Source organism: Marinobacter sp. 2_MG-2023, from assembly GCF_030546935.1.
Taxonomy (GTDB): Bacteria; Pseudomonadota; Gammaproteobacteria; order Pseudomonadales; family Oleiphilaceae; genus Marinobacter.
Window position 1 is genome coordinate 186398 of record NZ_JAUOPH010000004.1, and the last position, 19668, is coordinate 206065.

18 protein-coding genes are annotated in these 19668 nt (G+C 54.3%); 11 read left to right on the top strand and 7 right to left on the bottom strand.

The features are described 5' to 3' along the window. Positions 1-35: 35 nt before the first annotated feature. Both Q4501_RS11410 and Q4501_RS11415 read right to left on the bottom strand, forming a co-directional pair. Entirely contained in the window at positions 36-830 is a 795-nt protein-coding gene (locus Q4501_RS11410; RefSeq protein ID WP_303596361.1) for an SDR family oxidoreductase, read from the bottom strand. Positions 831-998: 168 nt separating this feature from the next. Then, positions 999-2744 (bottom strand): PHB depolymerase family esterase, encoded by a 1746-nt coding sequence (locus Q4501_RS11415; protein ID WP_303596362.1) that lies wholly within the window; start codon positions 2742-2744, stop codon positions 999-1001. A gap of 186 nt (positions 2745-2930) precedes the next feature. Between Q4501_RS11415 and Q4501_RS11420 the strand changes: the two genes are divergently transcribed. The 6 genes from Q4501_RS11420 (at position 2931) to Q4501_RS11445 (ending at position 7708) form a co-directional block, all read left to right on the top strand. Further along, the gene (locus Q4501_RS11420; RefSeq protein WP_100686898.1) at positions 2931-3074 is read left to right on the top strand and encodes a DUF3096 domain-containing protein; all 144 of its coding nucleotides are present in this window, start codon (positions 2931-2933) and stop codon (positions 3072-3074) included. Positions 3075-3461: 387 nt separating this feature from the next. Next, a complete protein-coding gene (locus tag Q4501_RS11425) occupies positions 3462-3731 on the top strand; it encodes a ComEA family DNA-binding protein (RefSeq protein WP_303596363.1) in 270 nt (89 codons plus the stop codon). A 161-nt stretch (positions 3732-3892) separates the two neighbouring features. After that, a complete protein-coding gene (locus Q4501_RS11430; protein WP_303596364.1) occupies positions 3893-4672 on the top strand; it encodes a (Fe-S)-binding protein in 780 nt (259 codons plus the stop codon). Further along, a complete protein-coding gene (locus Q4501_RS11435; protein WP_303596365.1) occupies positions 4669-6105 on the top strand; it encodes a LutB/LldF family L-lactate oxidation iron-sulfur protein in 1437 nt (478 codons plus the stop codon). The genes Q4501_RS11430 and Q4501_RS11435 overlap by 4 nt, the downstream gene beginning before the upstream one ends. After that, entirely contained in the window at positions 6102-6755 is a 654-nt protein-coding gene (locus tag Q4501_RS11440; RefSeq protein ID WP_303596366.1) for a lactate utilization protein, read from the top strand. Before Q4501_RS11435 ends, Q4501_RS11440 begins: the two co-directional genes overlap by 4 nt. Then, a complete protein-coding gene (locus Q4501_RS11445; RefSeq protein WP_303596367.1) occupies positions 6752-7708 on the top strand; it encodes a DMT family transporter in 957 nt (318 codons plus the stop codon). Before Q4501_RS11440 ends, Q4501_RS11445 begins: the two co-directional genes overlap by 4 nt. Here Q4501_RS11445 and gloA read toward each other — a convergent pair whose 3' ends face one another. Continuing rightward, complete coding sequence (gene gloA, locus Q4501_RS11450; protein ID WP_303596368.1) at positions 7709-8257, bottom strand: lactoylglutathione lyase; 549 nt, start codon at positions 8255-8257, stop codon at positions 7709-7711. It abuts the gene before it with no gap. A 274-nt stretch (positions 8258-8531) separates the two neighbouring features. Between gloA and Q4501_RS11455 the strand changes: the two genes are divergently transcribed. Genes Q4501_RS11455 through Q4501_RS11470 form a run of 4 tightly spaced genes read left to right on the top strand, consistent with a single transcriptional unit; the run spans position 8532 to position 13830 of the window. Further along, positions 8532-9554: a DUF6160 family protein gene (locus Q4501_RS11455; RefSeq protein WP_303596369.1), complete on the top strand. Its 1023-nt coding sequence runs from the start codon at positions 8532-8534 to the stop codon at positions 9552-9554. A gap of 39 nt (positions 9555-9593) precedes the next feature. Beyond that, positions 9594-10652 (top strand): lysylphosphatidylglycerol synthase transmembrane domain-containing protein, encoded by a 1059-nt coding sequence (locus Q4501_RS11460; RefSeq protein WP_303596370.1) that lies wholly within the window; start codon positions 9594-9596, stop codon positions 10650-10652. Continuing rightward, positions 10649-12886 carry a glycosyltransferase gene (locus Q4501_RS11465; protein ID WP_303596371.1) on the top strand — a complete coding sequence of 746 codons (2238 nt, stop codon included), beginning with the start codon at positions 10649-10651 and terminating at the stop codon, positions 12884-12886. Before Q4501_RS11460 ends, Q4501_RS11465 begins: the two co-directional genes overlap by 4 nt. Continuing rightward, a complete protein-coding gene (locus Q4501_RS11470) occupies positions 12883-13830 on the top strand; it encodes a DUF523 and DUF1722 domain-containing protein (protein ID WP_303596372.1) in 948 nt (315 codons plus the stop codon). Before Q4501_RS11465 ends, Q4501_RS11470 begins: the two co-directional genes overlap by 4 nt. A gap of 9 nt (positions 13831-13839) precedes the next feature. Here the strand turns inward: Q4501_RS11470 and Q4501_RS11475 are convergent, their stop codons facing one another. From Q4501_RS11475 to Q4501_RS11485, 3 genes are all read right to left on the bottom strand, one after another. Beyond that, positions 13840-14571: a YdiY family protein gene (locus tag Q4501_RS11475; protein WP_303596373.1), complete on the bottom strand. Its 732-nt coding sequence runs from the start codon at positions 14569-14571 to the stop codon at positions 13840-13842. A 35-nt stretch (positions 14572-14606) separates the two neighbouring features. Beyond that, on the bottom strand, positions 14607-15626 hold the full coding sequence (locus Q4501_RS11480) for a rhodanese-related sulfurtransferase (protein WP_303596374.1): 1020 nt from the start codon (positions 15624-15626) through the stop codon (positions 14607-14609). A gap of 140 nt (positions 15627-15766) precedes the next feature. After that, positions 15767-16498, bottom strand: a complete 732-nt coding sequence (locus Q4501_RS11485) for a thioredoxin domain-containing protein (RefSeq protein ID WP_303596375.1) — start codon at positions 16496-16498, stop codon at positions 15767-15769. 128 nt (positions 16499-16626) lie between these two features. Between Q4501_RS11485 and Q4501_RS11490 the strand changes: the two genes are divergently transcribed. Further along, positions 16627-17589, top strand: a complete 963-nt coding sequence (locus tag Q4501_RS11490) for a nitronate monooxygenase family protein (RefSeq protein ID WP_303596376.1) — start codon at positions 16627-16629, stop codon at positions 17587-17589. On the opposite strand, the gene Q4501_RS11495 is transcribed toward Q4501_RS11490, so the two are convergent. Beyond that, entirely contained in the window at positions 17586-19526 is a 1941-nt protein-coding gene (locus tag Q4501_RS11495) for a methyl-accepting chemotaxis protein (protein ID WP_303596377.1), read from the bottom strand. The two genes, Q4501_RS11490 and Q4501_RS11495, sit on opposite strands and share 4 nt — an antisense overlap. Positions 19527-19668 lie beyond the last annotated feature (142 nt).

A 19668-nucleotide genomic window follows, 5' to 3' on the forward strand; every position in this document is an offset into this window, starting at 1 on the left:
GAAATCTTCCGGGCCCACACCCACAGGCCTGCCAGCTACGTCCTGGCTTTCGCAAGCCGGAATAACGCCTCCGGCGCCACCCGCTTGACCCACAATGCAGCCATTTCCTTGCCTTTGCCCACCGGGATCTCGCGCTTTTTCGCATCCAGAGCTTTAACGACCACTTCGGCGCACTCGTTCACCTCCATACCTCCGGAGATATCGTCATCGTCCTCACCAAAGGCTTTGCCGTCACCAGCAAGCGCATTTCGCGCGATATCCGTTCGAATAAAACCTGGCACGATCGTAGAGACATGAATGCCCTGCCCTTCTACCTCGGCACGCAGCGCATCGAAAAAACCCATAACCGCGTGTTTGGCTGCGCAATAGCCGGTACGCAAAGGCGCACCCACTTTACCCGCCACGCTGGCCGTCACGGCAATATGACCAGCGCCACGCTCCAGCATATGTGGCAAAACTTCTTTCGTGAGCGCAATCTGGCCCATCACATCCACTTCCATCAGCTGGCGATAGACAGACATATCTGTATCCACACACAAAGAGCGCTGGGACACGCCAGCATTGTTGATTAACAGGTCAATATGACCAAACCTGCCGCGCACGGTTTGCACTGCATCAGGCAATGCCGCCCAGTCGGTAACATCGAGAGGCAAAACCAGAACCTGGTCTTCGTTAAGGCCATTTTCCGTGCAACGTTCAGCGACGCGTTTCAGCTCGCTTTCCCGCCGGGCGGAAAGTACCAGACGGACGCCATCCCGTGCATATCGAACAGCTAGCGCCTCGCCGATGCCAGAAGATGCCCCGGTTATCCAGATGGTTCGGTCAGACATTACCGTTTCTCCAAAAAAGTCGCCAAAAAGGTTTGTGAACTCAAACCTCTACTGACCCCAAGTCTATCGAAAAGCGCCGCCAATACGAACATGGGTGCGTCACTTCGGAAAGTCTGAAACCTCTCCCGGGGCGGGGGCAGCAATCGAGCCTGCCCCCATCCTCAACCTCTATTGGCATTGTCCTTTCTCAAAAACTCCCGCCGGATTTTCCCTGACCCAGGCATTCCCACCTGGAAAAGCTCCAAGGTAATCGTCCCCTCCGGTGCTGTAATAGCCACCAGCATAATAGGCGCGCCCTGCCATATTGTGGTTCAGGTTACTGGCATTCCAGTCCTGGCAGACAAACGGTTCGCCACCACTGTTACCACCACCGTTACCACCGCCATTGCTGCCACAGGCGGCAGGCTCGCTGGCGAACCATTGGCCCGGGTTACCTTCATGAAGAAGTACATCGCTCCAGCTGTCAAAAGAGCCACCAATATCTACATCGTCACCGTTCGTGTAGGCACGGAGGTTATAGCTACCGCCAGCGTATGCCCGGCCCGCAGATATGTGGGCGCTGGGTGAGGCTGTCACCTGCTCACAGGTTTCGGTGGGCGCATTCGGATCCATAACCACAACCTGGCGCTCTGCCGTAGTCACATTGGCATCACTGTCCGTTGCCGTGTACATGCAAGAATATGTACCGACAGTGGATGCATCTACTGAACTGCAATCCGCCGTGACCGCTACGGATCCGTCTTCCGCATCTTCGGCAGTCGCACCCGGGTCGACAAATGAGGTATTTAAAGCAATTGTCGCAGGGTTATCACCAATCAGCGTGATCACCGGGAACCCTTCCGGTGCGGTACCGTTGCGGCTGTGCCCATTGAAAAAGTTCCAGATAATATCCGGATAGCTTGGCCCCGTTCGAACAGCCCATTTGCCATTGTTGCCCTGCTCGCCTCCAACCCAATAATGACCATGATTGGTATCCTGGGAGTTAGGTGTGGTCAATGGCCCGTCAAGGTAAACGGTTTCAACCAGCGATCTGGCGCCACTGGTCCCATCCTGGGTATACCGGGTACGCATGCAACCATAGTTGTTCTGGTAGTAAGGAGAGCAGGCACCAGACTCTGCCTGGGCTTCCGCGGGGGTGTCGAAAGAAGCCTCGCCAAATGCTTTCAGGTGGGCGTCGCGGATGAGATCGGCTGACGCTTTTATAACGGTGCAGTCATTCTCGTTTTGCAAAACCATCAGCGGTATCGGATAAGCATCATCCATCTCGGCGGCCATATCGGAAACTACCCGGGACAAGCTGTGAAAAGTCGCATTTCCAGGGCACTGGCCGGTCAAGGATACCGACGATGCATCCTCACCATAGGGAATACCGGCCGCCGGCGCAGCCGCTGCCCAGTATTCGTTATGCGCCACGGCTGCAACGACCGTCATCGCGCCGCCTGACGACAGACCTGTGATATAGCGGCGCTGAGAATCAACAGCGTAGTTGCTCTCAACCGCGAGCGCGATCTGGTGCAGGTCTTCCACTTCTCCTGCCCCCTGATGGCGATGATGTTCAAACCAGAAACCCCAGCAGTTCTCGTTTCGCAAACCGTCATAACTGGTTATGTAGGGCGCAACGAGAATAAAGCCATACTGGTCGGCCGCTGCCTTCAGACCCCAGTCATTCAAGACATCATTGTTGGTCTGTTTACACCCGTGCAAGGCCATCACCATGGGCGCTGGTGACTGGATATTATCCGGAATGTAGACCTTGTAGTCCCTGGCACGGGACTGGTTGTAGCCTTGTTGCGGCAAGGTGTAGGAATCGGTCTGGCCTGCACTGGCAGACAGCGAGGGCAGCATTAAGGTCAGAGACAGAGTCAGTGCAGAAATAGCAATACGACTCATCCCGTTGAACATGATGTTCGACATGAAGTGCTCCTTATTGGATTTGTTTTTAGCACCAGAACAGAAAGAAAGAATCATGCCACATGGATAACACTTTAATTTAAAAGCACTAACCTTTTTGAGTAAGATAAAAAGTGGCCGGACAGCCAGACAGGGTGTCCGAAAACCAAGACACCAACCTTTCAAAGTTTCCCACTCAAAAGGACAGCTATGACACTCCACCTCGAACTTGCTCCGCTCATTAGTCTGGGCGCTGGGATTGGCATTCTGGTGTTTCCGCGCCTGCTTAACTACATTGTAGCTGGCTATCTGATCGCTCTTGGCGTGCTTGGATTGCTGGGGCATTCGCTGTGACATACCGATAAGCGCCGATCCTACGTTACCTGTAGGAGATCTCTCACAGGCCAGCGAGCTGATCTCCGGTATCCCGCAAATACACTCCCTATAGAATAGCTAACGTCAAGGATGACAAGCCGGCAAGGAACGTTGGCTCAGGGAAGACGCGCTCAGGATGAGCGACAGCCTGAAGGAACAGGCGGGGGTCAGCCACGGAATCGGGGATCACAAGGACTGTGGCCCTTATCCGTGCACCATATGTCACCCATCATGGTTTACGATGGAGATGTGACTCTCCTTCGTTTTTTCGCTGAATCCGCCGGAACCTGAGACCCTCGTCTCTGCTGCCTTGCGCCTCTGACCCATAACCACAAAGACGCAACTTGGACTCAGGGAAAGATTTACATGAAGCACACATCCTTTTTTGCAACTCTGGTATTGTTATTCAGCCTGGTAACCGGATTCGCGCATGCACAGCCACAGGTTATCAATATCAATCTCGCCGATGCAGCAACCCTTTCAAGCCTTGACGGAATCGGGAACAGCAAAGCAGAGGCCATAATTGCCTATCGCGAAGCAAACGGTCCCTTCGAGACAACACTGGACCTGTCCAACGTAAAGGGCATCGGAGCGCGCACCGTTGAAAAAAACGCCGAGCGTTTGTCTGTAAAATGAGTGCAGAGGGGTAATATTTCCCCGGGCATTTAAAATGAGGGCAGCTCCAAGCTGCCCTCATTTCCCATCCGCATAATGCACCACGAAAGTATTCTGGCAACTCCCACGCAGCCGCCCTATGATTACCGGACAACAAATCTAACCGGTTCGAGTGGCATGCTATGGCTGATCCCATCAAGGTTTACCCGCCAAAACCCTCCCATGTTTATTTTTACGCAACCTGTCTGATAGACATGTTCTACCCCGATGCGGGCATGGCTGGCATACAGCTACTTGAGCGTGAAGGCGTTAAAGTCATTTTTCCCGAAGATCAGACATGCTGTGGCCAGCCGGCTTATACGTCCGGTTACCATGATGAGGCCCGGGCAGTAGCAAAGGCCCAACTTGATCTGTTTCCGGAAGACTGGCCTATCGTTGTGCCCTCTGGTTCCTGTGGTGGAATGATGCGTAAACACTACCCGAGCCTGTTCAAGCATACCGACCAGGAAGATAAAGCTTCCGGGATTGCCGCCAGAACCTGGGAGCTGACGGATTTTCTTCTGAACGTGTGCCACATACATCTGAAAGATCTGGGTGAGCCGACCACCGTTGCCATGCACACATCCTGCTCAGCCCGTCGTGAAATGGGTGTTGCTGAGGTCGGACCGCGGCTGCTAGGTCAGCTGCAAAACGTAAACCTGGTGGAACAGGTGCGCGCCGAGGAATGCTGCGGATTTGGCGGGACTTTTGCTGTACGCCATCCGGAAATTTCCGGGGCCATGGTGAGCGAGAAAGTGGATGCCCTTACCGATACCGGCGCAGGAGCATTTGTGACAACGGATTGCGGCTGCCTGATGAACATTTCTGGTTGCGCGGAGAAGAACCGAAAGCCCCTTGAAGGCCAGCATATCCTGAGTTTTCTCTGGGACCGCACGCATTCCGGTAGTGGGAGAGAGTCATGAATCAGGCAACCCAGGACCCGCACCACATCGATGTAAAAGAATTTCATCCCAGAGCACGGGCGGCCATTTCAGACCCCAAGATACGCCAGAACTTTCGCAAAGCTATGGACGGGCTGATTACCAAGCGCAAAGACGCCTTTGAAGGCATGGACCTTGAGGCCCTCAGAGAACTTGGCGCCAACATCCGCCTGCGGGCGCTGGCAAACCTGCCAGATTTGCTGGAACAGCTCGAAAAAAAGCTCAGTGAGAATGGCATCAAAGTGCACTGGGCGACGGATGGCGATGAAGCCTGCCGAATTGTGCGGAACATCTGTGTAGCCCGGAACGCCAAAACGGTGATCAAAGGCAAATCCATGGTGTCTGAGGAAATGGAGCTGAACCATTACCTCGAGGAACGTGGCATTACTGCACTGGAATCGGATCTGGGCGAGTACATAGTTCAGCTTGCCGGCGAAACACCCTCCCACATCATCATGCCCGCGATTCACAAGAATACCGGTGAGATTTCCGAGCTAATGCACCAGACGACCGGCACCGATCTTTCCAACGATGTTGAATACCTGACTGCAAGCGCCCGCCAGCAATTGCGCGAAAAGTTCATGAATGCAGATGTAGGCGTCTCCGGGGTGAACTTTGCAGTTGCCGAGACCGGAACGCTTTGCCTCGTCGAGAATGAAGGCAACGGCCGAATGACCACCACGGTGCCGCCCTGCCATATTGCCGTTACCGGCATAGAAAAGGTCGTGGGTAACCTGGAAGATGTGGCTCCACTTCTCGCGCTTCTGACACGCTCAGCCACCGGACAGCACATTACCACCTACTTCAACATGATCTCGGGCCCGCGCAAGCTTGAGGAACTGGACGGCCCCGAGGAAGTCCATCTGGTACTGGTTGATAATGGCCGCTCGTCCATCTACCAGGACGACGAGTTACTGGACACCCTGCGCTGCATTCGCTGCGGCGCCTGCATGAACCACTGCCCGGTTTATACCCGCGTGGGTGGTCACACCTACGGCACCACCTACCCTGGACCAATCGGCAAGATTCTGATGCCCCACCTTATCGGTCTCGACGAAGGTCGGCACCTGCCCACGGCTTCAAGCCTCTGCGGTGCCTGTGGTGAAGTGTGCCCGGTAAAAATTCCGATACCCGACCTTTTGGTGCGCCTACGTCAAGAGTCCGTAGACGGCGATAAACTCAATCCCGCCAAAGTTCGCGGTCACGGGGCGAAACGCGGCTCGGTAGAAGCACTGGTCTGGAAAGGCTGGAGCTGGATGCACGCCCGCCCCGGCGTTTACAGGTTTGGTACAGCGCTGGCTGCACGCCTACGCAAACTGCAACCCGGGCAACTGGGGGGCTGGACAGAGTACCGGACGGCACCGAAACTGGCTGCCAAAACACTCCATGAACGTATGAAGGAGCGTGGCCAATGAGTTCCCGAGATGCAATTTTACAACGCTTGCGTAACCGCAGCGGCGGCGAGCTGGCCATACCCGACTGCGACTTTTCAGTACTACAGCGACCGTCTTCCTCTGTGGCTGAACGCGTTGATCAGTTTCAGAAAACCATAGAGTCCGTGCATGGGGAAGTGCATCGATGCACATCAGAAAACTGGATTACACAGCTTGCAGACCTGCTCTCATCCCGCGGAGCCCGTAATCTGCTGGTTCCCGCAGCACACCAAATCGGCCGCACGTTACGCGATGCCGATAGCAATGAACTACCAGAACTGCTGATCTACGACGAGCCGATCCACAGCTGGCAGGCCCAGCTGTTCAACGAAGTCGACGCCAGTATCACCTCCACCCGAGGTGGTATTGCCGAGACAGGATCGCTGATTATGTGGCCAACACCGGACGAGCCTCGCCTGATGAGTCTGGTACCCCCCATCCATATTGCTGTACTGGAAGCATCGGAACTCTATTCAACATTCCATGAGGCGATGCAGGACCAGAACTGGGCTGCTGGCATGCCGACAAATGCTTTGTTAGTCTCCGGCCCTTCCAAAACCGCCGACATCGAACAGACTCTGGCTTACGGTGTTCACGGCCCCAAAGAACTGATCGTACTGGTTATAGAATGATTCGAGGCGCTCTGCTTATCGCCCTGGCGGCCCTGCTCTGGGCGACTACAGGGATTGTTGCAAAATTCCTGTTTACCGGCACAGAGCTACAAGCTACTACCCTGGCCTTTCTCCGGCTGGCCGTTGCACTGCCATTTTTCTGGTTACTCATGCGCAGGGAGCAATACCAACTTCGAAACGCGGATGCCAAAGCACCTGGTAGCTCCCTGCGACAATTAAATTTGAAATCCCTGGCCCCCCTTGCAGCGCTCGGGCTTTTTCAGGCTATTTATCAGGGCAGCTATTTGCTTGCAGTGGACCTGACCGGAGCCGGCATAGCCACGCTGATTGCCCTGTGCCTCCCGCCGGTGCTAGTGGCGATACTCGCTGCGCCGTTGCTTGGAGAAAAGCCAGGGCTGCTAACCATAATGGCTCTGATTACCGCGGTTATCGGCACCGCCATGCTGGTACTCAGCGATATGGATACCAGCGGCACCTTGCGACTTGCGGGTATACTCATGGCATTACTGGCAGCATTCGTGTACACAGGTTTTACCCTGACAAGTCGCTACAGCTCAACCGGCACACCGGTCTTTACTACGGCCTTCATCTGTTTTTTTACCGCCGCACTCATACTGCTGCCCATAGTCGGACTCAGCGGAGGCTTTGCGGGACTTGAAGAACTGGCGCTCAGGCACTGGCTGATGGTGGCTTTTATCGGCATAGTCCCCACCTGCATCGGTTACGTATGCTTCTTCGCGGGCATGCAAACAACCCCGGCAACGCTTTCCAGCATTATTGTCACACTGGAGCCGTTGTTCGTCGCTCTACTCGCCTGGATTTTTCTGGAGGAGATTCTGGGGCCGATTGGAATCACCGGCGCTCTGATACTCACTGCAGCGGTGATTGTGGCTTCGCGTTATGGCGGGAAATCCGCTGCCGCTCCGAAGAGCGACACGGAAACATCCGTCTGATCAGCTGGTCTTGCGCTGCTCCTCCAGCATGTTTGGCTGCAGTATCTCGATCCAGTAGCCGTCTGGATCCTTGATGAAGGCGAGGCCTTTCATCTTTCCGTCATCCGGTTTCTTGACGAACTCAACACCCAGACTCGTAAAACGCTCGCAGGCGCTGTAGACATCTGGTACCGCGACGCCAATATGGCCGAAGCCCTGTGGCTCATCGTTGCCGTTATGGTAGGCAATTTCGTTATCATTTTCCGTGCCCCAGTTATGGGTCAGCTCCAGCATGGCTTCGCGCCCGAACGTGTAGGTGGTCCGGTGAGCGTCATCTGCCGGCACAAGGCCAGCCTGCCGGTCATCAAGGTAGCCGAGGAAATAGAGCGTAAACTTCATCTCCGGGAAGTCCAGCTTGCGCACTAGCCGCATTCCCATCACACGGGTATAAAAATCCATGGAGCGTTCAGGATCTTTTATGCGCAGCATGGTCTGGTTAAAAACGTAGCCTTCCGTTTCCGGAACTGGCTGTTCATGCAGACCGGGGGCTTGCTCAAAATGCTTGGGCATGGTTTTTCCCTTTTTTACTTTTGAAAAATCAGGCTATATACCTGTGTGCGATTCGGCTCAATTTCAAGGCTATGGTTCGGCGGGCTTTGTCTTCAATTTAATCCGTACCGGCAACTGTGATTCAACTCACAGACATACCTGCTCCTCCCTCCTATCGTAACAACATGTAACGAAACTCTATTGCCGCTGCGTCGGTTGCGTTCTCCCCTGCGGCCAGGAAGCTTTTAAAAGCTCCATACCAACAACAAAAACAGTCCATGGAACCGGGGTCGTCATGATTCAGCCGCTCACTTGTCGCCGCACGATACGATCAGAAACGTTTTCACTCTGGGTGCTCGCACTCTCACTGCCTAACGCTGCCATGGCGGAGTTTGAGCCGTTGGATGACGGCACTCTTTCAGGCGTTACCGGCCAGGCCGGCGTGACGATTGAGCTTGAAACCAAAATCAATATCGATCGCCTGACCTGGACGGATGAAGGCTCGTTGAATGTGAACAACATGCGGCTGTCCGGGCACAACAATACCCTTCTGGATAACCTTAAGCTGACCGTGGATATTGCCGGTACGGGTGAAGTGCTGGAGCATGGGTTTTCAGAAATTGCTCGCCGGGCAAATGCCGGGCTTCTCAATACCAGTGATGCTGATGTTGCAGACGCATTGGCGACCTACTCCATAAACGGCGAGTTTGGTAAGCAATTCAAAAGTGGAGACCTGGTTATTCATTTGGGCGCTACCAATTACGGCGACCCGACCAGCCTCTCTGATTACTTGCAGGCGGTGGATTTTGAGCTCGAGGTAGGAAGCATTATCGCCGCCGGTTCCGAAGGGACGGCCACGCTGTTTTCAGATGTGTTGCTGCAGGGTTATGTAGGGCCTACGGACCTGGTTATCCGCAACGCCAGCGGGTCAAATCGCACGTTGCGTAATGGTAACGTCGTTTCTGGGGCAGAACTGCAGCTGGACACTCATTTTGAAATCACCAATGGAAGCCTGAACTGGGATGCCGCGGATTTGATTCTGCTGTTCAACTTTGCTGCCGTAGGAATCGAGGGTCTGCAAATTCATAACCGGCGGGGCAATGACACCCTTGGCCACTTCGGCATGGCAAGCGCCACCGCCAAGCTCTCACAGGGCACAGGTTCGGTGTCAGGCAAGGAGGGCTTGTCGATTCACGACGTCGAGTTCCGGGCAGACATTGATATGCCCGTGTTCAAGGTAGGCTCGATCAGTATTGGCAGCGTTCAATTCACAGACTTTGCCATTACGGATACCACCATGTTGGTTTATGGCCACTAGTGTCCTGTAAACTGCCTGTCTCTTTTTGACGGGCAGCCCATGACTGACAACATTGACACCAGTTACCAGCCAACAACCTCGGCACGACGCCTGACCCTGTTCAGCCTGCTCTTTATTTTACTCACAGCGGCCGGGCTCTACGCCGTTTATGATCAATTCGCAGAGCGCAGCATAAGTTTTGACGCCAGACTGATTGCTCCACAGACCCTTGTAGCCATCGGTGCCCTGCTTCTCGTGTATTTCATCTCCGATGGTCTGCGTCTGCACTTTACGCTGCGGGCACTTGGGCACTGCCTGTCTTTTCCAACGATATTTCGTCTGGTTTTTATCAACCTGTTTTTTTCCAACGTCACGCCCATGGCCACCGGCGGCGGCTTCGCTCAGATCTGGTACCTGAATCGCCATGGGGTTCCGGTGGGTAGGGCCACGGCTGCGACTACCATCAGAACAGTGCTGGCAGTACTTTTCATCTTCTCTCTTACGCCGGTCTTCCTGCTGACAATGGATGCGTTTGACGGCCAGACCATCACCGGCGACCTGGGCGTGGCACTGGCCATATTCATTTTGCTGTATTTGGGCTTTTTCATTGTCCTGCTGTTCCGCACACGTTGGCTTATTGGCCCCCTCAGCGGCCTGCTAAGGACTCTTAATCGCTGGCATATCATAGGCGACACTCGCCATCAGCTCTGGCAATTCAAGGCGCGGCGGGAGATGCTGCGTTTCTCACGCAGCTTTGGGGATTACTTGCGGGGCAAGCCTCTGTTCGTTGTGCTTTCGATCCTGTTTACAGCCCTGTTCCTTCTCAGCCTGTTCAGCTTTCCGGCTCTGCTTATTTACAGCCTGGATTATGATGTTGATTACCTTATGTCGCTGGGGCTACTGGTTGTAACAACCTTTATTATGTATTTCTCACCAACGCCCGGCGCTTCCGGCATTTCAGAGGGTGTCTTCGGCAGCTTCTTCAGCGGGATCCTTTCAGGAAACCACCTGATTCTGGTTATTGTAAGCTGGCGACTGATCACGATTTATCTCGGTATGATCATCGGCCTGTTCGTGCTGCAAAGAGAGCTGATTAAAACTCGCAGGAACCCCGGATGATTTTCCGAAACCCGCTAAAACTGCTGTTCTACCTCAGCCTTCTGATTGTGATATTGCTGGTGGGCTATAAGGCCTACCTGAACTTTTTCATGGAAGACTTCGCAGGGGTGCATAGCGAACAGGTCGATCGAATTCACGACAACCTGTCGGCCAACGAACCCTTCGCTTTCGCGGTGGTTGGCAACATCAACAATTCTGTCGGGATTTTTGAAGATCGCATCATTCCGGAGCTAAACGCGTCAGGAATGGATTTTCTGGTATCCGCCGGCAATGCCGTCAGCGGCGGGGGTGAAGACAAATACCGAGCCCTGTACGGAACTCTAAGCCATCTGGACATTCCGTACCTGCTTACATTTGGCGCCCACGAATACGATGATTTTGGCAGCTTTCGTTTTTACGACCATTTCGGACCGCACTTCTACAGCATTCAGGCTGGCAGCAGTCGGTTAATCTTTCTCGACAGCACCGGGAAAACGCCCTGGCGTTGGCAGATTCGCTGGCTGGACGACCTTCTGAGCCAGGACACCTCAAAAGCCAGAATCCTGTTTATTAGTCACCCACCTCTGCAGCCCAGCGAGGATGCTCTGTTTGATCAGCCTGAGGACTATCTCGAACCGTCTGAATTCCGGAGCGCATTTCTGAAGACGACCAAAAAACACAACATCGATCTCGTATTCTCAGCCAACCTCTCGCTTTACTCGGAGAAGCGCCTGGGCAACACGACGTTCATAACCACCGGAGGTGCCGGCGGGCTTATACTGAACGACGACACCAGTTTTTATCACTACGTGAGGGTGAACGTCAGCCCGGAAGGCGAGGTCAGCCACACGCTTCAAAAGCTTGAAGTCGGCCAGCACCCGATCCTGAAGCGTCTCGAAAGCCTGTGGTTCTTCGTCTATTCACTTTTTTATACCGGCTATATCAACTTCATTCTGATTGTGGCGATCTTTGCGGCGATCACCATCAAGCTCTACTCCGTTATTTTTGTCGGCAAGGACTATTACCCGGACTACGATCTGGATCCTACGCCATGGCTGGAGAAGCCGTTAAGAGTGGCCATGTTCACCAACAACTACCTGCCGTTTATTGGAGGTGTACCCATCTCCATTGCCCGGCTGCGACAGGGCCTTGAGAGTCTTGGCGACAAGTTGCTGGTCATTGCTCCGAGATACAAGGATCAACCTGAAGTTGAAGAGCATGTACTCCGGGTTCCTTCTCTGCTCGCAATGGGCGAGAAACGGGAGTTCCGGCTTGCAAACATTTTTCTTGGCCGAATCCGAAAGCGGGTGAGAGCCTTCCACCCGGATATTATTCACCTGCACCACCCGTTCTGGCTTGGGTCCCTCGGTTTATTTATGGCGCGGAGGCTCAAGGTGCCCGCTATTTACACCTACCACACCAGGCTGGAGCACTACGCTCACTTTGTGCCCCTGCCTGGCCTGATCTTCCGTAACTTTATCTCCCATGCATTGATCAAGCGCTTCGCCAACAAGTGTGATGGTGTAATCGTACCGACCTATTCAACCGAGGAATATCTCAGAATGATTGGCGTAAAAACGCCCACTTTCGTGCAGCCCACAGGGATCGAGTACGAGCGTTTTCAGGCCGTAACAGATGAGGAAATCACTCGACTCCGCAAAAAGCTGAACCTGGAAGGCAAAACCGTTTTCATCAGCGTCTCGCGCTTGTCTAACGAAAAGAATATCGATTTCATGATCGAGGCAGTCAGCACACTGCGCCAGGAAACAGAGAAACCTTTTCACTTCCTGATGATCGGCGAAGGCCACCAGAAAAGCCGGCTGCAAAGCAAGCTTCAGGAGCTTGGACTTGAAGCCTGCATCACACTCGTTGGCGCAATACCGCCAGATGACATGGCTGTCTGGTATCGCCTGGGCGACGCTTTTCTGTTTGCATCCAAATCCGAAACCCAGGGTATGGTTATCCTGGAAGCTATGGCAGCAGGCCTTCCTGTCGTTGCTGTGCGCTCCAGTGGTATTGATGACGTTGTCCGCCATGGCTTCAACGGTTTCAAAACCCCGGAAAGACAGGATCAGTGGTGCGCTCAGGTAAAGTGTTTGCTGGAGGACGAGGATCTAAGACGTACTCTTTCGGAGCAGGCTCTGGCCTTCGCCAAAGATTTTTCAGTTGAACAGTTTGCCAGTGATGTTCGCGGGATTTACGCTACTACTTTGGCACTCAACGATAAAAAGCTGACAAAACGGAGAGAAACGTGAGCGGTATTCCTGTGGGAATCAGCACCTGCCTTTTGGGCAAAGAAGTTCGCCATGACGGCGGCCACAAACATTCAAGATACTGTACGCAGGTCTTGGCGCAGCACTTTGACTTCCGCTCCATTTGCCCGGAGCTCGAAGCCGGCCTGGGTGTCCCCCGCCCCGCCATTCATTTGCGGGAGTACCCGGATGGCATCCGTCTTATTGAAGCAAAGGGCACTGCCGATCACACCATAGCCATGCAGGAATTTACCGAGCGTATTCTGCCGGACCTGTCCGACCTGCGCGGTTACATCCTGATGGCAAAGTCGCCCAGCTGCGGCATGGAACGCATTAAGGTACATAACGCTGAAGGCCAGGTGGTGCGACGCGATGGGCAGGGCATGTTTGCCGAGGCGCTTATCCGCGCTTACCCGCTGATGCCGGTTGAAGAAGAAGGCCGGCTAAATGATGACACGCTACGGGAGAACTTCATCGAGCGAGTGTTCGCCTACGACGACTGGATCCAGAACGTTGCAGGCCAACACCTGACAGCAAAGGCCCTTATCGAATTCCACACCCGCCACAAGTTTCAGCTCCTGGCGCACTCTGAAAAGATCTACCGCCAGCTTGGGCCTATGCTGGGAGATCTCAAAGCGGACGCACTCGAAACGATCGCCGGCCGATATATTCAGGCATTCATGGAGGCGATGACGAAGAAAGTAAGCCGGGGCTCACACATCAATGTCATGCAGCATCTGATGGGTTACCTGCGGGATGCCATAGGAGACGAAGACCGCAAGGTTTTGGTAGAACAAATTGAAGCCTATGGCCGCGAAGAAATCCCACTGGTTGTACCTATGACATTACTGAGAATGGCACAGCGCAGGGAGCCAGTGGATTATCTGAACCTGCAACACTACCTGAGCCCCTACCCGGATGAGTTGGGGCTCAGAAACAAGGTTTAGGGCGTTGGATCAGAAGCCATAAAGCAGTGTGATCGCCGTCTCCGTATCCGTAGAGTCTTTGCCGGCAGGCGCATCGGATAAATGCTTCACGCGGTAAGCAGCTTTCATTGAGAGATTGCCAACTATGTTGGCTTTTATCGCAGTCTCGGATTCGCTGATCACGTTGTTGTCATCCAGGCCAATTTCCGTGCTCAGCTTCTGATGGAACAGTGCATTGTCAGAAAGTTCATAGTCGAACTGAGCTGCAAGCCGTGCGATTGCTTCTTTCTCGACATCTTCACCGTCTGAATTTACGACCTCCAGCTTGTTGTAGCGATAACCAACACCTGCCGAGAGATCAAGAAATGAGTCTTCTCCCCGCTGCCAGACCCGGTTTCCATAACCGGTGGTAGCACTGGATTCGAAGTCGTATCCGGAGAAACGATCATTCTCGTAGCCGCCCCGCAGAAACCAGTACTGGCTTTCATCAAACTTGTAGTTGGTTTCCAACGAACCTCTGTATTTCTCCGCCGTGGTTTCATCCTCGGCTTCAGAGTAGTTGGAACTGAACTGCGCAATGTTACGCCAGTCCACTACCTCATGAACCACCCCAAGGCGTCCATTGACGTTGGTTTCTTCAGTATTACCAGAAGTAATGAGCACACCAAGTTCGGCCTCGCCTTCCCAGTCTTTGGCATCCTGGCCGTAGGCCAAAGGTGCGGCTGAAATAGCAATAACGGCAACTGTTTTTTTAAAACCCATGAAAGCTCCTTGATAGCGGGTTAACTCAAATTCGCTCAGGTCTCAAGACCATGTGGCTGCCCCTCACCCTTCAGGCTTTTCTCCGCATGGCGTTCACGCTCTGACTTTTTGCGCGCCTTGCGCTCAGCAATAAAATGAGCAGCCTCACCGCCTACATGCACTTCACCGCGGGCCTCGGCCAACCTAATCTGGCGTTCCCGCTCGGCAAATCGAACCTTTTGTTCTTCACTCAGAGTGTCCAGGCACCGATGACAACTCACACCTTGCTGATACTCCGGACGCTGCTTATCAGCCTCGGTAATCGGGCGGCGACAGGCATGACATTGATCGTAATCGCCCCGTTCCAAACGATGATTGACCGTAACCCGATCGTCAAATACAAAACATTCACCTTTCCAGAGGCTTTGTTCTTCCGGCACCTCTTCCAGGTATTTCAGAATACCGCCCTTGAGGTGATATACCTCGTCAAACCCTTGCTCTCTAAGGTACGCCGTCGATTTTTCGCAACGAATGCCGCCGGTACAGAACATGGCAACTTTTTTATGCTTTGCCGGGTCAAGGTTCTGCTTTACATATTCCGGAAACTCACGAAACGTATCTGTGGCCGGGTTAACAGCATGAGTGAAGGTGCCAATTTCCACCTCGTACTGGTTACGGGTATCCACAAGAAGAACATCCGGATCGGAGATCAGGTCGTTCCAGTCGCTCGGCTCCACGTAGGTGCCGACGATGCGCTTTGGATCGATACCATCAACGCCCATGGTGACAATTTCTTTTTTGAGCTTCACTTTGGTGCGTTTGAACGGCTGGATATCGACGAACGATTCCTTGTAATCAATACCATCAAAGCGCTCATCAGTGCCCAACCAGTCCTGTACCGCATCGATACCGCTGCGGCTTCCGGCAATGGTGCCATTGATACCTTCCCGGGCCAGTAACAGAGTGCCATGCACACCGTGGGCCAGCATGACATCAAGTAGCGGCTGACGAAGGGTTTTGTAATCATTCAGAACGGCGAACTTATAAAGCGCGCAGACAACAACGTTGTTGCTCATGGGCATTCTCCTGCGGGCCGGATCGTAAATCCGGAGCATGGGTTTATTTATCTGGAAGGCATAAGCCAAGAGAAGGCGAGAATTCTAACCCACTCCGGCTTATGTTCAAATCAGGATTGACCGAAGTCATAATCCAATGCTTATTCGCTCGCGGCGGAAAGCTCCCTCTCCACTAGGGCTGAAAGCTGCCCCCAGCCCGGGCGTGTAAGGCGGATATTATCCACCAGCACCGTTGGGGTACTGGTTACTCGCAGCTGCACAGCAACTCTGCGGCTTTCTTCAACAGCCTCACGATGTAACTCTGTTGTCATACACCGGCGAAAGCGGCGCTCTTCCAGACCTAAATCGTTCCCGTAGCGGGTAAACGTAGCAACAGGATCGTTCGACCCGCTCCACTCAGACTGCGAATCGAAAAGGCGTTCATGCATTTCCCAATAGGCACCCTGGTCGCCGGCACAGCGTGCAGCCTGAGCAGCAGGAAGAGCGTTCTGATGCTGCTGTAACGGCAGGTCGAAATACACAAAGCGAACCTTCCCCGCCTCCACATATTCCTGCTTCAGGCGCTTGCTCGCTTCTGCAAAAAGACCACAGGCAGGGCACTGGTAATCAGCAAATTCCCGCACCACAACCGGGGCGTCATCAGCACCCACTGAAACACCGTACTGGTCCAACTGAGCAGGAAAAGCGTCTGCGCCTGGCGCAGCAACCGGCAAGTCCTCCGACGTTGGCTTCGGAGCTGCCGTCAGAAAGAACGCGCCAATAACAATAGCTGCCAGAACCAGCACACTCACACCGATGAACAGAGGCTTTCGCGAGTTGGTTTTCCGGGGCGGCGGCGCTCCGGTTTGTTTGCGACGTTTTGCTTCACCCATTCTTGACTCCCTTTTGTTTTACCGAGGTTACCCGGCGTTTGTTAGCAGGCGAACATTTCCACATTCGCTCAGGCAGGCTAAGATCCTCTATATCCTACATAAGTTCCAATACAAATTAAGGAGATCTCATGCCGCTTCCCGCCTTTAGCAAAGATTCACTCAGTCTGCCCGTCGTTGCCGCCCCCATGTTTCTGATCTCTGGCCCCGAGTTAGCACTTGCGTGCTGCCGGGAGGGCATAGTGGGTAGTTTCCCGGCTCTGAACCAGCGCACAAGCGAAGGTTTTGAGGAATGGCTGATTCAGATGACGGAGGATCTTGCCAGGCTGGAAAACGAAAATACTGAAGCCAACATAGCACCCTATGCTGTCAACCTGATCGTGCATCGCTCCAACCCGCGCTGGCAGGCCGATCTGGAGCTGTGCGTAAAGCATCAGGTACCCATCATCATCACGTCGTTGGGCGCTGCAAGCCAGGTGGTCGAAGCGGTGCACAGTTATGGTGGCATGGTTTTCCATGATGTAACCAACCAGAAGCACGCGCGCAAAGCGGCCGAAGCCGGCGTAGACGGAATTATAGCGGTGTCAGCCGGTGCCGGTGGACATGCAGGCACCACAAACCCCTTTGTTCTGGTTCATGAAATCCGCGAAGTGTTCGATGGCATTATTTTACTGGCGGGCGGGCTCTCCCATGGCGAAGATGTTCTCGCTGCCCAGGCTCTGGGGGCGGACCTGGCTTATATGGGAACACGCTTCATCAACACCACAGAATCCCGGGCGGAGGACGCCTACCGCAATATGATTATTGAATCGGTATCCGGCGACATCATCCATACGCCTGCAGTTTCCGGTGTACCTGCCAGTTTTATGCGACAGAGCCTTGAGGCTGCAGGCTTTCCGATGGACAAACTGAACCAGGCCGGCGAGATCAACTACGGCGACAAACTCAAACCGGTTGATGACGAAGCCAAAGCCTGGAAGACCGTCTGGTCAGCAGGCCAGGGTGTCAGCCAGATCCACGATGTACTGACGGTCAAAGATCTGGTGAGCCGCCTGTCCGAGGAATACCAAAGCGCCAGGGCCCGTCTGGCCTAAACCCGGAACTGTGACGCTTTGTCCTGCAGGGAGGTCAGTGTGCGCGCAATCTCGCCACTGGCCTCATCAGAACGTTCAATCGCTTCGACCGTTTGCCGGGAAGAGCCGGCTATATCGCTCACGCTTACGCTGACTTCGCTGGCGTGACGCCCCTGCTCTTCCGCCACCGATGATATCGCAAGAGCCCGGTCCTGCAGACTGCTTAGCAGCTGGTTGATCCGATCAAAATGTTCATCAGCCCGATGGAACTCCGACGACGATTCCACAACCTGTCCGGACACATCACCGATAACACTGACCGCCTGCCGACTGCCCTGTTGCAGGCGATCAATGATAGCCTGAATCTCCGTGGTGGACTCCTGGGTCCGGCTCGCCAGGGTGCGAACCTCATCGGCCACCACCGCGAAGCCCCGTCCAGACTCTCCTGCACGGGCGGCTTCTATAGCGGCATTCAACGCCAGCAAATTGGTCTGCTCGGCGATTGAACCAATCACCGACAGCACCGAACCGATTTCCTTACTCTGGTTGTCCAGCTCGTTAACGGCACCCACCGCCTTTTCAACATTCCGGACGACCTGATCCAACCGGTTTCGCACGTCCCGGGAAATCCCAGCTGTCGCCTCACTCTCGGAGCTGACGTTGCTCACCGAGCCGGCGATACTCTGAATGTTATCGGCCACCTCGGAAATACTGCGTGACATGGCATCCATGGTTGCCGACACATCAGCTACCTCTTGTTCCTGACGGTTCACGGCTGCCACCGCAGTGCGGCTGACCGCACCCTGTGCCTCGGCCTGACCTGCCGCCGATTCGGCAGAGGCTTTCACATCCGAGACCAGCTCCTGAATGCGGGCGATAAAACGGTTCACGCCCCGGGCCATTTCTGTGAGCTCATCATTGCCTTTCATGGAGACCCTGCGCGTCAGATCTGCCTCGCCGTCAGCGATACCCCAGATTGCAGAGCTTAGCCGGGACACTCGCGCCAGCAAGCCTCCGCCCAGTACCAACGCAACCAATGCGATAAGAACAAGCACCGAGCCAATCACCAGAAAGCTCAAGTTTGCCGACAGGCTGGAGGCCTCAATATTCAGTGCTTCCACCGTACTGCGGATGCGTGATCCCGTGTCGGTATCCATGCTGGCAAGCTGTTGCTGAAGACGCTGATTCACCTGCTCGGTTTCTGATTCCAGTGTGCTGCTCAGCGCGCCAATGCTGCCGCCAATCGTGGCACTGAACTCTTCCTCCAGCGCGGCCAGATCCCGGTTGATACCTTCAAGAGACAACCCCAGTTTGAGCTGACCGATTGCGGAGCCCTGTGGTGCTATATCCGCTGTAACGATCACCACATTCGAATCACGGCTTGCAGCATCCAGAACACGGTTTGCTGCACCACGCCCTTCCCCCTGCTCCATTAAGGTGCGCACACGGTCATCACTGCGATCCACATAGCGGGTGAGGCGTTCACCGTACTGGTCGTAATAGACGGCGAACAGAACAGATTCACGGGCATCTGCAAGTTCTACAAGATCGGTAAGCCGGGGCACGTCACGGTCCCAGATCAGGGGGGCAGCTACGGCTGCAAGCACGTCTGCAAGCCCCTGGGCTTCAGCCATAACAGCACTGCGGACGTTACTTGCAACCCGCTCTTGCTGTGCGGTCTGCTGGCGGGTTAGTTCCAAAGAGAGTTCGTCAGTGGTCGTCTGCCGCATGACGTCCAGGCGAGAGCGGACGTCTTCGCGGGTATCCCCGAAGGAGGCACTGACCTGCTGACTACTGGCCTCAAGTGCCGAGCCTGCGGTTTGGATCAGACGCTCAACCTGACTGGATATCAGCCACTGGCTGACCAACACCTGAACCAGGCCGGCAACCACCAAAACGATGAAAACAGGCCGAAGAAGGCGACTTGAAATCAGCCTTCTGATAAAACTGAGTGACATATGGACTCCGCTAATGTGTGCGCTTCATGCATCCTGCACACTTCTGAATAGCTTCCCTGCGAAGCGTGTCCATATGTATAGCAAAACCCGGGCCGGAAAGGGGCGTGGTTATGTACAGGTTTTGTAGTCAGACTCTGTCGTC

Bases quoted from the DNA above. Each gene is read 5' to 3' on its own strand.
- Q4501_RS11410 (WP_303596361.1), bottom strand. From the start codon at position 830: ATGTCTGACCGAACCATCTGGATAACCGGGGCATCTTCTGGCATCGGC.
- Q4501_RS11415 (WP_303596362.1), bottom strand. From the start codon at position 2,744: ATGTCGAACATCATGTTCAACGGGATGAGTCGTATTGCTATTTCTGCA.
- Q4501_RS11420 (WP_100686898.1), top strand. From the start codon at position 2,931: ATGACACTCCACCTCGAACTTGCTCCGCTCATTAGTCTGGGCGCTGGG.
- Q4501_RS11425 (WP_303596363.1), top strand. From the start codon at position 3,462: ATGAAGCACACATCCTTTTTTGCAACTCTGGTATTGTTATTCAGCCTG.
- Q4501_RS11430 (WP_303596364.1), top strand. From the start codon at position 3,893: ATGGCTGATCCCATCAAGGTTTACCCGCCAAAACCCTCCCATGTTTAT.
- Q4501_RS11435 (WP_303596365.1), top strand. From the start codon at position 4,669: ATGAATCAGGCAACCCAGGACCCGCACCACATCGATGTAAAAGAATTT.
- Q4501_RS11440 (WP_303596366.1), top strand. From the start codon at position 6,102: ATGAGTTCCCGAGATGCAATTTTACAACGCTTGCGTAACCGCAGCGGC.
- Q4501_RS11445 (WP_303596367.1), top strand. From the start codon at position 6,752: ATGATTCGAGGCGCTCTGCTTATCGCCCTGGCGGCCCTGCTCTGGGCG.
- gloA (WP_303596368.1), bottom strand. From the start codon at position 8,257: ATGCCCAAGCATTTTGAGCAAGCCCCCGGTCTGCATGAACAGCCAGTT.
- Q4501_RS11455 (WP_303596369.1), top strand. From the start codon at position 8,532: ATGATTCAGCCGCTCACTTGTCGCCGCACGATACGATCAGAAACGTTT.
- Q4501_RS11460 (WP_303596370.1), top strand. From the start codon at position 9,594: ATGACTGACAACATTGACACCAGTTACCAGCCAACAACCTCGGCACGA.
- Q4501_RS11465 (WP_303596371.1), top strand. From the start codon at position 10,649: ATGATTTTCCGAAACCCGCTAAAACTGCTGTTCTACCTCAGCCTTCTG.
- Q4501_RS11475 (WP_303596373.1), bottom strand. From the start codon at position 14,571: ATGGGTTTTAAAAAAACAGTTGCCGTTATTGCTATTTCAGCCGCACCT.
- Q4501_RS11480 (WP_303596374.1), bottom strand. From the start codon at position 15,626: ATGAGCAACAACGTTGTTGTCTGCGCGCTTTATAAGTTCGCCGTTCTG.
- Q4501_RS11485 (WP_303596375.1), bottom strand. From the start codon at position 16,498: ATGGGTGAAGCAAAACGTCGCAAACAAACCGGAGCGCCGCCGCCCCGG.
- Q4501_RS11490 (WP_303596376.1), top strand. From the start codon at position 16,627: ATGCCGCTTCCCGCCTTTAGCAAAGATTCACTCAGTCTGCCCGTCGTT.
- Q4501_RS11495 (WP_303596377.1), bottom strand. From the start codon at position 19,526: ATGTCACTCAGTTTTATCAGAAGGCTGATTTCAAGTCGCCTTCTTCGG.